At 66.2% G+C, this 12,852-nt stretch carries 15 protein-coding genes; 8 read left to right on the forward strand and 7 right to left on the reverse strand.

Annotation, left to right across the window (positions count from 1 at the left end; all coding sequences use genetic code 11):
- The first annotated feature begins 98 nt into the window (after nt 1-98).
- A complete protein-coding gene (locus tag ACWCIA_RS21405) occupies nt 99-614 on the forward strand; it encodes a phytanoyl-CoA dioxygenase family protein (RefSeq protein ID WP_454166504.1) in 516 nt (171 codons plus the stop codon).
- Between the two features lie 187 nt (nt 615-801).
- On the opposite strand, the gene ACWCIA_RS21410 is transcribed toward ACWCIA_RS21405, so the two are convergent.
- The 4 genes from ACWCIA_RS21410 to ACWCIA_RS21425 all read right to left on the reverse strand — a co-directional run bounded on the left by ACWCIA_RS21410 (nt 802) and on the right by ACWCIA_RS21425 (nt 2,074).
- Nucleotides 802-1,053: a hypothetical protein gene (locus tag ACWCIA_RS21410; RefSeq protein ID WP_454166505.1), complete on the reverse strand. Its 252-nt coding sequence runs from the start codon at nt 1,051-1,053 to the stop codon at nt 802-804.
- A gap of 99 nt (nt 1,054-1,152) precedes the next feature.
- Entirely contained in the window at nt 1,153-1,422 is a 270-nt protein-coding gene (locus tag ACWCIA_RS21415; RefSeq protein ID WP_454166506.1) for a DUF5985 family protein, read from the reverse strand.
- 2 nt (nt 1,423-1,424) lie between these two features.
- Complete coding sequence (locus ACWCIA_RS21420) at nt 1,425-1,682, reverse strand: DUF5985 family protein (protein WP_454166507.1); 258 nt, start codon at nt 1,680-1,682, stop codon at nt 1,425-1,427.
- Nucleotides 1,682-2,074: a hypothetical protein gene (locus ACWCIA_RS21425; protein WP_454166508.1), complete on the reverse strand. Its 393-nt coding sequence runs from the start codon at nt 2,072-2,074 to the stop codon at nt 1,682-1,684. The genes ACWCIA_RS21420 and ACWCIA_RS21425 overlap by 1 nt, the downstream gene beginning before the upstream one ends.
- Before the next feature lie 223 nt (nt 2,075-2,297).
- Between ACWCIA_RS21425 and ACWCIA_RS21430 the strand changes: the two genes are divergently transcribed.
- From ACWCIA_RS21430 to ACWCIA_RS21445, 4 genes are all read left to right on the forward strand, one after another.
- A complete protein-coding gene (locus tag ACWCIA_RS21430) occupies nt 2,298-3,098 on the forward strand; it encodes a DNA/RNA non-specific endonuclease (protein WP_454166509.1) in 801 nt (266 codons plus the stop codon).
- Nucleotides 3,099-3,120: 22 nt separating this feature from the next.
- Entirely contained in the window at nt 3,121-3,381 is a 261-nt protein-coding gene (locus tag ACWCIA_RS21435; protein WP_454166510.1) for a hypothetical protein, read from the forward strand.
- A 254-nt stretch (nt 3,382-3,635) separates the two neighbouring features.
- On the forward strand, nt 3,636-4,064 hold the full coding sequence (locus ACWCIA_RS21440) for a DUF2382 domain-containing protein (protein ID WP_454166511.1): 429 nt from the start codon (nt 3,636-3,638) through the stop codon (nt 4,062-4,064).
- Between the two features lie 29 nt (nt 4,065-4,093).
- Nucleotides 4,094-5,689, forward strand: a complete 1,596-nt coding sequence (locus ACWCIA_RS21445; RefSeq protein ID WP_454166512.1) for a YsnF/AvaK domain-containing protein — start codon at nt 4,094-4,096, stop codon at nt 5,687-5,689.
- A 155-nt stretch (nt 5,690-5,844) separates the two neighbouring features.
- Here the strand turns inward: ACWCIA_RS21445 and ACWCIA_RS21450 are convergent, their stop codons facing one another.
- From ACWCIA_RS21450 to ACWCIA_RS21460, 3 genes are all read right to left on the reverse strand, one after another.
- Nucleotides 5,845-8,679, reverse strand: a complete 2,835-nt coding sequence (locus ACWCIA_RS21450; protein ID WP_454166513.1) for a M16 family metallopeptidase — start codon at nt 8,677-8,679, stop codon at nt 5,845-5,847.
- A gap of 107 nt (nt 8,680-8,786) precedes the next feature.
- Nucleotides 8,787-9,707, reverse strand: coding sequence for a diguanylate cyclase (locus ACWCIA_RS21455; RefSeq protein ID WP_454166556.1), 921 nt, complete (start codon nt 9,705-9,707; stop codon nt 8,787-8,789).
- Between the two features lie 320 nt (nt 9,708-10,027).
- Nucleotides 10,028-10,966: a sensor histidine kinase gene (locus ACWCIA_RS21460; protein ID WP_454166514.1), complete on the reverse strand. Its 939-nt coding sequence runs from the start codon at nt 10,964-10,966 to the stop codon at nt 10,028-10,030.
- 190 nt (nt 10,967-11,156) lie between these two features.
- On the opposite strand from ACWCIA_RS21460, the gene queE reads away from it, so the two are divergent.
- From queE to tadA, 3 genes are read left to right on the forward strand one after another with little or no spacing between them, the layout of a single operon-like run.
- Entirely contained in the window at nt 11,157-11,792 is a 636-nt protein-coding gene (queE, locus tag ACWCIA_RS21465; RefSeq protein ID WP_454166515.1) for a 7-carboxy-7-deazaguanine synthase, read from the forward strand.
- Between the two features lie 26 nt (nt 11,793-11,818).
- On the forward strand, nt 11,819-12,265 hold the full coding sequence (gene queD, locus ACWCIA_RS21470; protein WP_454166516.1) for a 6-carboxytetrahydropterin synthase QueD: 447 nt from the start codon (nt 11,819-11,821) through the stop codon (nt 12,263-12,265).
- Nucleotides 12,258-12,809: a tRNA adenosine(34) deaminase TadA gene (tadA, locus tag ACWCIA_RS21475; RefSeq protein ID WP_454166517.1), complete on the forward strand. Its 552-nt coding sequence runs from the start codon at nt 12,258-12,260 to the stop codon at nt 12,807-12,809. The genes queD and tadA overlap by 8 nt, the downstream gene beginning before the upstream one ends.
- The last annotated feature ends 43 nt before the right edge of the window (nt 12,810-12,852 follow it).

Here is a 12,852-nt window from a genome sequence, read left to right on the forward strand (position 1 = left end):
GCGGCCCCACCCCCCACAACAACCCCCCGCAGGCGGCCCCCCCCCCCCCCCCCCCCCCCCCCGCCCCCCCCCCCCCCGCCCCCCCCCCCCCCCCCCCCGTGCCCGGGCCGGGCGCGCTGCACCAGCCCTGGCACCGCGACTTCCCGGCACCGGAAGCGACGCTGGTGGGCCGGCGCCTCAATTCGCTCGCCTTCAACATCACCACCGTCGACGTCAGCGAGGACATGGGACCCTTCGAGATCGCGCCGGGAACCCAGTGGGACGACCTGGCCGGCGGCGACCCGATGTTCCCGTCCAAGGAATTGTGGCCGCGCTACGAGGCGCGGCGCCAGCGCAAGCTGCCGCAGATGGGCGACATTTCCGCGCGTTCCGCGCTGACGATCCACCGCGGCACCGCCAACCAGTCGAACCGCTCGCGCCCGGTATTCGTGCTCGGCGTCGACGCGCCCGACGCGCGCAACGCGGAAAAGCACGACCTGCAGCTGACCCACGCCTATTACGAGTCGCTCGCGCCCGAGCTGCGCCGCCACATCACCTGCCGCGTGGTCGAGCGCCTCGAGCCGATCGTGCAGGCGCACACGATCGAAGGGCTGAAGATGGGATTGACGATGTAGATGAAACGGGCGCGTAGGGCGGTCGGCTACGCCGCAACGGCGGCGGATCGCCTGCTACGCGTTCAAACCTCGGGTAAAGCGTCGGGATAACGGCTCTGCCGGTTGAACGCGTGGACGGCGTACGCGTCGCCGTCATGCGCACCGCAGGGTGGAGCCGTCCACCCTGTGAGGCATGCAGGCATGGTGATTAAGGCGTGCCCTTGTTCTCGTCCTCGGGCTCGGTGTCGACGGTGTCGGGCATCGAGTCGTGGATGTTGCCGGGAACCTGGCCGACGCGGCGGGTGTCGTCGGACTGCATGTCGAGGTTGACTTCCTCGGCGACCTCGAAGCGGCCGTCCTCGGCGCCTTCTTCGCCCGGCAGGAGGTTTTCGGAGCGGTTGTGGTCGTCGGTCTGGGTTTGCGGCGCCTGCGGCTGCCCGCGCGGATCGTTCGTGGCCATGATGTCCTCCGGTCTGGTTGATGTCATGGCTTCATTATCACCGAGCGCTGCCCCGGCGGGCGCACGCTAACCGCCCCGCCCCGGGGCATGCCCGCCTTGCTACTTGCGCGAGCCTTCGCGCGGCAGGTTCTTTTCCAGGATCGCCCACAGGATCAGGCCGTACGCCAGCAGGCGGATCAGGTAATGCAGGGGCGAATCTTCGCCGCCAGCGTCGTGCACGGCCGAATACAGGCGGTGCAGGCCTTCGATGAAGAAGGAGAGCGCGAAATACAGGAAGAAGCGGTCGCCCGAATTGCGCCAGAAGCGCAGGAAGAAGAGGGCGATGACGAGCGAGCCCATGCAGATCGCGCCGGTGAACAGGTCGGTCATGCTTATTCCTTTTCGTAGATCAGGCCGTACAGCAGCAGCGAGATGGCCACCAGCGCGCTGATGAGGCGGGCGGGCAGGAAGTCGATGTTCGGGAACACGATCTTGTCGAGCAGCAGGAAGCCGTTATTCAGGGTCATGACCGCGAAGCACGAGCCGCTCCAGAACAGCAGGCGGTAGCGGGTGCGGCGATAGCTGGCGAACAGCAGCCAGGCGCAGGCCAGCGAGGTCAGGATGCACAGGACGTAGATGGTTTCTGCCATTACGAATCCTTTCGCAATTTGAAGGCGTCGGCAAACTGCTGCGCCTTGCGGTCCAGGGAGGAATGGATGAGCATGGTGACTTCGACCAGGTGCCTTGAATACAGGTTGGCCAGCGCGTCGATGCGTTCGCGCAGCTGGGCTGAACTGGGGTTGTACCGGTAACAGTCCTGGGCGGGCGCTTCGCATTGCGCGACCATGCCGGCGCGGCACAGGTCCTCCAGCAAGGTTTCGGCGGTGCGCTCGCGCACGTACAGGCGCCCCGCCAGCGTGGCCGCATGCCACTGCTGGGTCGGATTGGCGCGCAGCAGGAGCAGCGCTTCGAGGAAGGGCACGGACGGGATGCTGGTCAGCACGAACCGCCGCAGGTCCTCCGGGAACGGGACATTTTCCATTGACGGTCGGTGTTTCCGATATGGAATGTTGTCTAAGAGCCCGTAATTCTAGACCATTCTTTGTAACAATGCATCCAATCTATTGTTGAATCGTGCGCCGTCTTGACAGCGCATCGGCAGCGCATTGCCAGCTCATCCTTGCCATCGCAACCGGTCGCCAAGGTAAATCTGTGTCGGCTACAATGCCGCTTTGTCAGCGCGCTGTCACATTTACCTTCGAAACATGTTCCAACGATTCTTAGCCGGCGCGGGCCTGGTCGCCGCGCTGTTGGTTCCCGGCCTGGCGCCCGCGGCCGCGGCCGCACTGTCCTCGGGCTGCCCCAACCATTACGCCGAGGGCCGCGCGCCCGAGATCCGCAACCCGAAACTGGCGGTCGCCACCCGCGAGCTGTGCTATGGCGTGTTCGGCGTCATGCATTCGGGCGTCACGCGCACGCCCCTGTGGTCGGCCGAGCACCTGCGGGCCGACCGCCTCGAGTCCGCCGAAGGCCTCAAGCGCGACAACGCCTTCCACGCCGAGCCGCGCCTGCCGCGCTCGCAGCGCGCCGAACTCGACGACTATGCGCGCAGCGGCTACGACCGCGGCCACATGGCCCCGAACGGCGACATGCCGGACCGCCGCGCCCAGCGCGAGAGTTTTTCGCTGGCGAACATGGTGCCCCAGGACGGCGAGCACAACCGGCACATCTGGGCGCCGATCGAAGGCGCGGTGCGCAAGATGGCGAAGAAGGAAGGGCAGCTCTACGTGATTACCGGGCCGGCCTTCCTCGGCACCAACCTGCGCAAGGTGGGCAACGTGCTGGTGCCGACCCACCTGTACAAGGTGGTGTACAGCCCGCGCCAGAAAGCGGCGGCGGCCTGGTTCACCGAGAACCGCGCCCGTGCGCCGATCCAGGTCATTCCTGTGGCCGAACTCGAGCGCATCGTCGGCATCACCTTCCTGCCTACGCTGACCCAGCAGCAGAAGGAGCGCATGCTGCGCCTGCCGGCCATCCGCCAGAAGAAGCAGCGCACCTATTCCTGAACCGATCCTCCTGGAGAGCACGATGAATGCGAAGAGAAAGGCCTTTGTGCCGTACGCGAACGAAGCCGACGTCGTCGAGATCGGCAACCTGATGCTCGAGAACCGTCTCGACCGGATTACGATCTCGGGCGACGTCGACCTGACCATGGACGCGGCCGGCCTGGCGCATGCCCGGCGCCTGCACGAGATCCTCGGCGCTGTCGTCGCGCGGCTGGAAGCGCAGCCGCTGCCGGAGCGGCTGCCGCCGCCCGAGGTCAAGACGGTCGAGAACCCGTTCGGCTGAGCCGGCCCGGGGTCGCCGACGCCCGGTTGGCTGCTCTTCGTTTTTCCTTCCTCGGTTTCCGTTTTTTTCCGGCCACGCCCCCCCGCCGCAGCCTCGATCCGACTACCGTTTCGTCCCTGTTTTATCCCCTCCTGGAAACAGCCGTTTACCTGCGACCAAGCTCGACATTTACCAGCGTCAATGGTGCGCTATGCCCCGGCTGTTTGGAGTAGTCTGAAATGGTCTCGCGCCAGCAACCGAAGGGAGTATCACCGATGGCAGTCAGTCCAGCTAATCCACAAGATCCAACAGGTCAGGATCCGCTTCGGATCCCGGTCATCGCGGAGCAGCTTGCCGTCGGCACCCGTACGGTAGACACGGGGCGCGGCGTCCGCGTTCACAAGACCGTCGTCGAACAACCGGTCACCATCGACGAGGCCCTCGGGCACGACGAGGTGGCGATCCGGCACGTCGCGGTCGACCGCATCGTCGCGCCCGACGAGGTACCCGCCACCCGCTACGAGGGCGACACGCTGGTCGTACCCGTCCTCGAGGAGGTGCTGGTGGTGGAGCGCCGCGTGCGCATCAAGGAAGAGCTTCACATCACCCGGGTCCGTCACGAGCGGCAGCACCAGGAATCGGTCGTACTGAAGGCCGAGCAGGTGAATGTCGAACGCTTCGACGAATCCGAACCCCGCCAATGAAGTGACCAACAGTATCTGGAGGATCCATCATGCAACATACCCTGATCGCCGTCTTTGACAATCATGCCGACGCAGTGAGCGCCAAGAACGAACTGCTCTCGTCGGGCTTCTCCAGCTCGGACGTGCGCCTCTCGCACGGCGACGAAACCGCTCCGGGCGGCTCGATGGCAGGCAGCAGCACGACCACCACCACCGATACCGACAACGAGCCAGGCATCGGCGCCAGCATCAAGAACTTCTTCAGCGACATCTTCGGCAGCGACGACACCACCCACAGCACCAAGTATTCGACCGCCGTCGAGCGCGGCAACCACGTGCTGACCGTGAACACCGACAGCGAGCCGGAAGTCGAGCGCGCCGCCGACATCGTCGAGCGCTACGGCCCGATCGACATCGACGAACAGTCCGAAAAATGGGGCATGGGCTCGGGTATGAGCTCAGGCGCCATGATGGGCAGCGCCGGCAGCATGAGCGGCGGCCAGTCGATGTCCCTGCAGTCCGACACCGACCGCCTGCCGATGAACCAGCAGTCGCTGAACGACCCGAACCCGATGGGCACTACCTACCAGGAGCCGCTGGGCTCGCGCGACGAGCTGAGCGTGGGCAGCTACGGCGCCGGCACGGGCTCGAGCCTGCAGCAGAACCAGTCGGGCTCGTCGCTCACCGGTTCCTCGCTCGAGGGTTCGGCTTCGCGCACCGGCTCCCTGACCGGTTCGCAGCAGCGCGACACCTCGACCGCCATCCCCGTGGTGCAGGAGCAGCTGAAAGTGGGCAAGCGTGAAGTCCAGCGCGGCGGCGTACGCGTGTACTCGCGCATCGTCGAAACCCCGGTCAACGAGAGCATCGGCCTGCGCGAAGAGCACGTGAACGTCGAGCGCCGCCCGGTCAACGAGCCGATCAGCGGCGCCGACGCCACCGCCTTCAAGGAGCAGTCGATCGAGATGCGCGAAACGGCCGAGGAAGCCGTGGTCCAGAAATCGGCCCGCGTCGTCGAGGAAGTCATGGTCAACAAGGAAGTCACCCAGCGCGAACAGCAGATCCACGACACGGTGCGCCATACCGAAGTCGAGGTCGAGCAGCTCGGCGCCGGCAAGGCTTCCTCGAACATGATGGGCGACGACGACTACTACCGCAACCACTTCACCAGCACCTACGGCAGCAGCGGCGGCGCCTACGACGACTATGCGCCGGCCTACAGCTACGGTTCGGAAATGCGCCGCAACCAGAAGTACAGCGGCCGCCAGTGGGACGACGTCGAAAGCGACCTGCGCACCGACTGGGAAAGCCGCAGCACCGGCAGAAGCGCCGGCTCGACCTGGGAAAAGATGAAGGCGGCCGTCCGTCACGGTTGGGACCGAATGACCGACGACGATGACGATTCCTACTACCGCAACCACTACACCAGCACCTACGGCAACACCGGCAGCTCGTACGACACTTACAAGCCTGCCTACAGCTACGGCTCGCAGATGCGCCAGAGCGACATGTACCGTAACCGCCCATGGGATGAAGCCGAACCGAGCCTGCGCAGCGACTGGGAAACCCGTCATGCGGGCCAGACCGGCTCGACCTGGGAAAACATGAAGGACGCCGTGCGTCACGGCTGGAACAAGATGACGAAGTAATGCAGGAAGGACGGAACGGCCGGTGTCGATTGCCGGCCGCCCCGAACGACAGCGGGCGCCCGAGGGCGCCCGCTTTTCTTTGGCGGACCTGCTTTCGGCGGTCCGGTTTTATCTTCGCCAAGCCACGGCGGATGCGCCGCGGCCCGGCTCACTGCTTACTCGGCGAAGGCCTGCGCCACCGGCGTGATCTTCACGTTCTCCGCCTTGATGCCCAGCTTCATGTTGCCGATCACCTGGTCTTCGTCCAGCACCGCCTGCGGCTTGGGCGCGTCGTACTTGATCGGTGAGAAGGCGTCGGACACCAGCGCCTGCTTCAGCCCGGCGGCGTCCTTCGTGATGAACACCACCGACAGGTTGCGGGCCGACAGTTGCTTTTTGATCGCCGCGTTCACGTCCGCCACGGTCAGCTTCGCCAGGCCATCGCGCATCATCTGCGTGAATTCCGGCGTGCCGTACCACTGCGAGTCGAGCGCGTAGCCGAGGCGCTGGTCCTGGGTGGCGGTCATCACGAACACGTTCTTCATCAGGTAGCCGCGGGTGGTCTCGAAGTCCTGCTGGCTCATGCCTCCGTTCACCAGCTTGCCGAGTTCCGACAGGGCCAGGCGCAGCGAGAAGTGGGCGTTCTGCGGGGCGACCGGGCGGATCCAGACCTCGAACAGCTGCGCCTTGCGGCCCAGGTTCGGGCTCGGGAAGAACTGGTACATCCCGCGCGGGAAGGCTTCGATATAGGCGTAGTCGCCGTAGTTCAGCCCACGCAGCTCGCGGATCTGCTGGTACAGGTGCGAGCTCGAGGCGCGGTGTTCGCCCAGCCAGGTCTTGGCCAGCCACAGGGCCGGGAAGTCCGGGTGCGAGCGGGTCACCTCCAGCGGCAGGCCGAAGGAAATGGCGGTCGCGCGGGTGTTCTTCTCGATGATTTCCACTTCCAGGCCGTTCGGCTTGCGGCCCTGCGGCTTGCCCGTCGCCGGCAGGCCGGGACCCGCGGGCAGGCGCGCCAGGCTGGACTTGAGCGCGTTGGTCATGGCGTCGCTGACGTCGCCCGAGATGCCGACCCGCACCGCGCCCGCCGTGTAGGCCTGGCGGTAGAAGGCCTTGACGTCGTCCAGCGTGATCGACTCGATGCCCTTGAGGGTGCCCAGCACCGGATGCGCGTACGGGGTGCCGGCGAAGACGTTGCCCTGCAGGCGCTCCTTGCCGAACTCTTCCTCGTTATTGTCCTTCAGGTCGAGCTGCAGGGCGTTCTTCTGCGCGTCCTTCAGGCGGCGGAAGTCTTCTTCGCGGAAGCCCGGCTCGAGCAGCAGGGGCAGGGCGATGTCGAGGTACTCGTTCCAGTTGTCCTTGTGGATGGAACCGCTGAAGGTGGTCATTTCCTTGTCCACCTGTTCGTTGAAACTGCCGGCCAGCGGGAACAGGGCTTTCGTCACCTCGTCGATCTTGCGTCCCTGCGAGCCGCTCGAGGCGACCATCGCGGCGGTGAGTGCCGCCAGGCCTTCCTTGCCCTTCGGGTCGTGGGCGGAACCGGCGGCGAACAGCAGCTTGAAGCGCACCTGCGGCAGCGCCGATTTCTGCACCAGCACGTCGAACTTCGCCTCGCCCGCCTTGGGCGCGAGGGCGGCCAGCTTCGGCAGCGTCTCGATGCCGGCCGGGAGGGCGTCGTGCGCGAGGGTGGTGACGATCATGCTGTCGTCGACCAGGTACTTGCGCGCCGCCGCCTGCAGGTCGGCCGGGGTCAGGCTGTCGACCAGGCGGTAGTAGCGGTTCAGGGTGCCGTAGGAACGGTTGAAGTGGACGTAGGAGGCGAGGGTGGCGGCGATCTGCTCGGTGTTGTCGAGCGAACGGATCAGGCCGTACTTCTGGGCCGACTTCGCGTCCAGCAGCTCCTTGGCGGTGACGGGCGTGTCGCGCAGGCGCGCCACCGTCTGCAGGATGGCGTCGCGCACGTAGAGCGCGTCGGCCGGCTTCTTGACGCGCGCGCCGATCGTGGCCAGGGTCGGGTCGACCCGGTTCGGCGTGAAGTCGAACAACTGGTCGACCTTCTGCTCGTCCTGCACCAGGCGCTTGTACAGCGGCGAGGTGCGTCCGAACGAGAGCGAGAGCAGCATGGACAGCGCCGCCTGGTCCTTCTGCGTTTCCGAGAAGGCGGGCGCGCGGAAGGCGACCGTCACCAGCGGCAGCGTCGCCGTCGGCCATGGCACGTGGCGGTATTGCGCGCCCTTTGCCGCGGGTTCGGCCGGGACCGGGGCCTTGTACGTGCCCTTCTGCCAGCCGGCCCAGTATTTCTCGACCAGGGCGATGGCGCGCTTCGGTTCGACGTCGCCGGCCACGATGATCGTCGTCTTTTCCGGGCGATACCAGCGGTCGAAGAAGACCTTCGAATACTCGTACTGGTTCGGCATGTCCTCGATGTCCTTCAGGAAGCCCATCGTGGTGTGCTTATACGTGTGGGTCGTGAAGGCCGCTTCGCGCTGGGTTTCGAACAGCTTCTGCATCGGGTTGGCGCTGTTCTTGTTGTACTCGCCCAGCACGGCGCGCGACTCGGTCTTGAATGCTTCGACCGGATACGACAGGTGCTGGAAGCGGTCGGCCTCGACCTTCAGCACGGTTTCCAGGTCTTCCTTGGCGAAGGTGGTGTAATAGTTGGTGAGGTCGTCGCTGGTGTAGGCGTTCCGGCGCGCGCCGGCTTTGGTGATGATTTCCTGGTATTTCTCGGGCGGGTAGGCCTTGGTCCCGCGGAACATCATGTGTTCGAAGAAGTGGGCAAAGCCCGACTTGCCCGGCTCGATCTCGTTGCGCGAACCGGTCTGCACGGGAATGGTGACCGACACCAGGTTGGGGAAGCCGGTCGGCACGACGATGATCTTCAGGCCGTTGGCCAGGGTCTTTTCGGTGGCCTTGAACGGGAGCACGTCGCCGCCGGCCGCGGCTGGCGCGTTCGAGGCGGCAAACACGGGCGCGGACAGCGCCAGCAGCGCGGTCGGGATGAGTTTGGACACACTGTCTCCTTGGGAAAAATATGTGCGCGAAGCATAAGTTAATCCCAAGGAAATGAGAAGCGATACCAGATATGCATGTCTGGTATCGGCGGCGGCGCGGATTGGAACTAGGAGGCGTCGCCCAGCGGCAGGCTGATGCGGTTGCGCCCCAGGTGCTTGGCGCGGTAAAGGGCGGCGTCGGCGATGGCGACCAGTTCGTTCGGGCTGCTGTCGGGGCCGGCAATCGCGGTGGCGGCGCCGATCGACACCGTCACCTGCCGCAGCGGCGCCAGGCCGTTCGGCAGCTGCAGGCTTTCGACCCGGCGCCGGATGCGCTCGGCGACGATGGCGGCACCCTTGAGCGACTGGTTCGGCAGGATCACGGCGAACTCCTCGCCGCCGTAGCGGGCCACCAGGTCGTTGGCGCGCATCTCGCTGGCCACCGCGGTGGCGATGCGCTTGAGGCATTCGTCGCCGCCCAGGTGGCCGTTGGCGTCGTTGTAGGCCTTGAAATTGTCGACGTCCACCATCAGCAGCGACAGCGGCTGGCGCAGGCGCAGCGCGCGCGTCCATTCGGCGGCGATTGTGTCGTCGAAGCAGCGGCGGTTCGCCAGTCCCGTCAAGCCGTCGCGGGTGGCGAGCTTTTCCAGCGCGGACTGCGCCAGCTTTTCGTCGGTCAGGTCGCGCAGGGTCTCGACCACCGCGCGCAGCTGCCCGCTCTCGTCGAAGATCGGGCTCGCATCGGCGGCCAGGTAGCGGCGCCGCCCGGCGCGCGGCATGTCGCACCAGGTCTCGATGGACAAGGGAAGCTGAGGGGCCTGGGGCGCCTGCGGCTTGCCATGGCGCGGGTAAATATGGCGGATTTCATCGGTGCGGTTCTGGATGACGAGGTCGGCCAGGGTCGGGCGGCGGTGGTCGTAGAAGCTGCGCCAGTGGTCTTCGGTGCCGATGACTTCGATGGCGGGCACGCCGGTCAGGCGCTCGCAGGCGCGATTCCAGATCAGCACGTGGGCATTGCTGTCGAGGACAAATACGGGGACGGCCAGCATCTGCAGCAACTGATGGGTGAAGCGCAGGTCGGCATCCGGGGCCAGCGGATTGGGCGCCGCCCCGGCAGCAGGCACCGCGCCCGCGCCTGTGCCGGAAACCGTACCCGCGATCGTGTTCGCGACCGCGTTGGCGACGGTGTGGGTTGCCGGGTTCCCTCCAGGATTCGTTGCCGAGCTCATGCGTTGCATCGCTGTACTGGTCATCAGGCGGCCTTTTCAACTGTCCGTTGAGCAATCTATTGATTGCTGACAAGGTCCGATTCTGCAACCGCCGCCCGAACGGGCTATTGATGTGAAGCAATATTCACAGGATTGACTTCTCAGGCGGCCATCATCCCATGCCGGGCGGGTAGGGTCAGGGTGAGGCTGCGTCCCTGGCCCGGACTGAAGGCCGCGACCATCGCGCCGCCGAGCGCCTCGATGCGGGGACGCATCCCGGAGAGGCCGCAGCCGCAGACCGGGGCCGGCTCCTCCAGCGTGCTGCCGTTGTCGGTTATTTGCAGCGTCAGCTGGGGGCCGCCGCGCTGCAGGCTGACGCCCACTTCGGTGGCGCTGCCCTGGCTGGAGATGTTGGCCAGCACTTCCTGCAGCACCCGGTAGAGCAGGGAATCGGCTTCCACGCTGGCGGCGCCGGCCCGGCCTTCGCCCGGCGCCGCATCGAAGGTGTGGGCGATGCCCGTCAGGCGGCTGAATTCGTCGAGCTGGCGCGCCATCGCCGCGTCGAGGCGTTCGTTGGCGCCCAGCGGACGCAGGCCGTTGACCACCTCGCGCAGCGAGCGCAGCGCCAGGTCGAGGGTGCGCACCATGGCGCCGGCCTTCTGGTGCACCATCGGGTGGATCCCGTTACTGGCGACCTGCAGCAGCGACAGTTCGATCCGCAGCGACAGCAGGGTCTGGCCGAGGTCTTCGTGGATGTCGCGCGCAATGCGGTCGCGCTCGCCGTCGCGCATCACGTCCTGCTGGCGCACCACCCGCGACAGGACGGTCTGGGTGTCGGCCAGCAGGCTGTCTGCAAGCTGGCGGGCGCCGCGCTCGCGGGCAAGCTGGGAGGCGAGTTCGCGGCTGCGGTCGTCGGCATCGATGGCGCGGCGCAGCAGCAGGCAGATCGCGCCGCCCAGGCCTAGCAGCCACAGGATCGTGGTGACGGTCGACAGTCCCGGCGCACCCGGGGTACCCGGCACGATGGCGCCCACGGCGCAGGCGACGAGCATCGCGAGGGCGGGGATCCAGCCGGCTATCCTGGCAAGTGCGGTCTTCATGACGCTCCTTCCGACGGTTTATCAGAAATTTCCTCTAGTAAAGTTACCGCTTGTCGGAAGGCTGGATCTTGTCGGTAGTCAATACCTTTGTTGCATGCGGATTTCACGGATCGGCGGGCCTGGCCTCGGTCGGGGCCTCGGCAAGACGCCTGCTTGCACGGTATAATGGAAGGTTGACGAGAGGTTTACCGTGACTTACAGCATCAAAGAAATTTTCTACACCTTGCAGGGCGAGGGCGCCCATGCGGGCCGTCCGGCCGTGTTCTGCCGCTTTTCGGGCTGCAACCTGTGGACCGGCCGCGAGGCCGACCGGGCGACTGCGGTCTGCCAGTTCTGCGACACCGATTTCGTCGGTACCGATGGCGAGCGCGGCGGCAAGTTCCGCGACGCCGAGGCCCTCGCGCGCGAGATCGACAGCCTGTGGCCGGCGGCCCATACCGCCAGCAAGTACGTGGTCTTCACGGGCGGCGAGCCGCTCCTGCAGCTCGACGCCGCGCTGATCGACGCCATGCATGCGCACGGCTTCACGATCGCGATCGAGACCAACGGCACGTTGCCGGTGCCGCCCGGCGTCGACTGGATCTGCGTCAGCCCGAAGATGGGCTCGACGCTGGTGGTCGGGAAGGGCAACGAAATCAAGGTCGTGATCCCGCAGGCGAACCAGGACCTGGCGCGCTACGAGGGGCTGGACTTCGAGCATTTCTTCGTGCAGCCGATGGACGGGCCGCTGGCCGCGCACAATACGCGCCTGGCAATTGAGACCTGCCGACACAATCCGAAATGGAAGCTCAGCCTCCAGACGCACAAACTCCTACAGATTCCCTGACCACTTACCAAGCTTCTGCCGACCCGATGTTAACTATTACCCGCAAGCTCGAATTCGATGCCGGACACCGGATTCCCGACCATAAAAGCCAGTGCCGCAACCTGCACGGGCACCGCTACACGCTCGAGATCACCCTGGTCGGCGAGATCATCCAGGCCGAGGGCAACTCGGACAACGGCATGATCATGGACTTTTCCGACATCAAGGCGCTCGCCAAGGAGCACCTGGTCGACGTCTGGGACCATGCTTTCCTGGTCTACGAAAAGGACGACAAGGTGCGCGAGTTCCTCGCCAGCCTGCCCGGCCACAAGACGGTCGTGATCGACCGCATCCCGACGGTCGAGAACCTGGCGCACGTCGCCTTCGGCATCCTGAAGGCGGCCTACACCGACCGCTTCGGCACCGGCCTGCACCTGCACAAGCTGGTGCTGCACGAGACGCCAAACTGCTGGGCCGAGATCACGGATGCCTGAAGATTGCCCGATCCTGCCCGTGTCCGCCGCTGAGGCGCCGCTGCTCGACGGTTCGACGCTCGGCGCCGACCTGGCCGACGCCCGCTTCATGCGCCTGGCGCTGGCGGCCGCCGAGCAGGCGCGCCTCGAGGGCGAGGTGCCGGTGGGCGCGGTCGTCGTGAAGGATGGGGAAGTCATTGCGGTCGGCCACAACCAGCCGATCGGCCGCCACGATCCGACCGCGCATGCGGAAATCGTGGCCCTGCGCGCCGCCGCCGAGAAGCTGGGCAACTACCGGCTGCCGGGCTGCGAGCTGTACGTCACCCTCGAGCCCTGCGCGATGTGTTCGGGCGCCATGATGCATGCGCGCCTGGCGCGCGTCGTGTATGCGGCCAGCGACCCGAAGACCGGCGTGTGCGGCTCGGTGCTCGACCTGTTCGCCCACGAGGGACTGAACCACCACACCGAGGTGGTCGGCGGGATCCTGGCCGAGGAGGCCAGCGGCATGCTCAAGCGCTTCTTCGCCGAGCGCCGCGCCAGCGCGCGCCGGACGGTGGCGGGCTAGGCGCGCAGTCCGCGGCCGGGCGCGCGGCTCGCGCCGCGGACAC

This window comes from Massilia sp. SYSU DXS3249 (assembly GCF_053668055.1).

What these genes read in the sequence shown, in the direction of transcription:
- ACWCIA_RS21435 (WP_454166510.1), top strand. Translation starts at nt 3,121, where the DNA reads ATGAATGCGAAGAGAAAGGCCTTTGTGCCGTACGCGAACGAAGCCGAC.
- ACWCIA_RS21460 (WP_454166514.1), bottom strand. Translation starts at nt 10,966, where the DNA reads ATGAAGACCGCACTTGCCAGGATAGCCGGCTGGATCCCCGCCCTCGCG.
- ACWCIA_RS21445 (WP_454166512.1), top strand. Translation starts at nt 4,094, where the DNA reads ATGCAACATACCCTGATCGCCGTCTTTGACAATCATGCCGACGCAGTG.
- ACWCIA_RS21420 (WP_454166507.1), bottom strand. Translation starts at nt 1,682, where the DNA reads ATGGCAGAAACCATCTACGTCCTGTGCATCCTGACCTCGCTGGCCTGC.
- ACWCIA_RS21410 (WP_454166505.1), bottom strand. Translation starts at nt 1,053, where the DNA reads ATGGCCACGAACGATCCGCGCGGGCAGCCGCAGGCGCCGCAAACCCAG.
- tadA (WP_454166517.1), top strand. Translation starts at nt 12,258, where the DNA reads ATGCCTGAAGATTGCCCGATCCTGCCCGTGTCCGCCGCTGAGGCGCCG.
- ACWCIA_RS21425 (WP_454166508.1), bottom strand. Translation starts at nt 2,074, where the DNA reads ATGGAAAATGTCCCGTTCCCGGAGGACCTGCGGCGGTTCGTGCTGACC.
- ACWCIA_RS21415 (WP_454166506.1), bottom strand. Translation starts at nt 1,422, where the DNA reads ATGACCGACCTGTTCACCGGCGCGATCTGCATGGGCTCGCTCGTCATC.
- ACWCIA_RS21430 (WP_454166509.1), top strand. Translation starts at nt 2,298, where the DNA reads ATGTTCCAACGATTCTTAGCCGGCGCGGGCCTGGTCGCCGCGCTGTTG.
- queD (WP_454166516.1), top strand. Translation starts at nt 11,819, where the DNA reads ATGTTAACTATTACCCGCAAGCTCGAATTCGATGCCGGACACCGGATT.
- ACWCIA_RS21440 (WP_454166511.1), top strand. Translation starts at nt 3,636, where the DNA reads ATGGCAGTCAGTCCAGCTAATCCACAAGATCCAACAGGTCAGGATCCG.
- ACWCIA_RS21455 (WP_454166556.1), bottom strand. Translation starts at nt 9,707, where the DNA reads ATGCTGGCCGTCCCCGTATTTGTCCTCGACAGCAATGCCCACGTGCTG.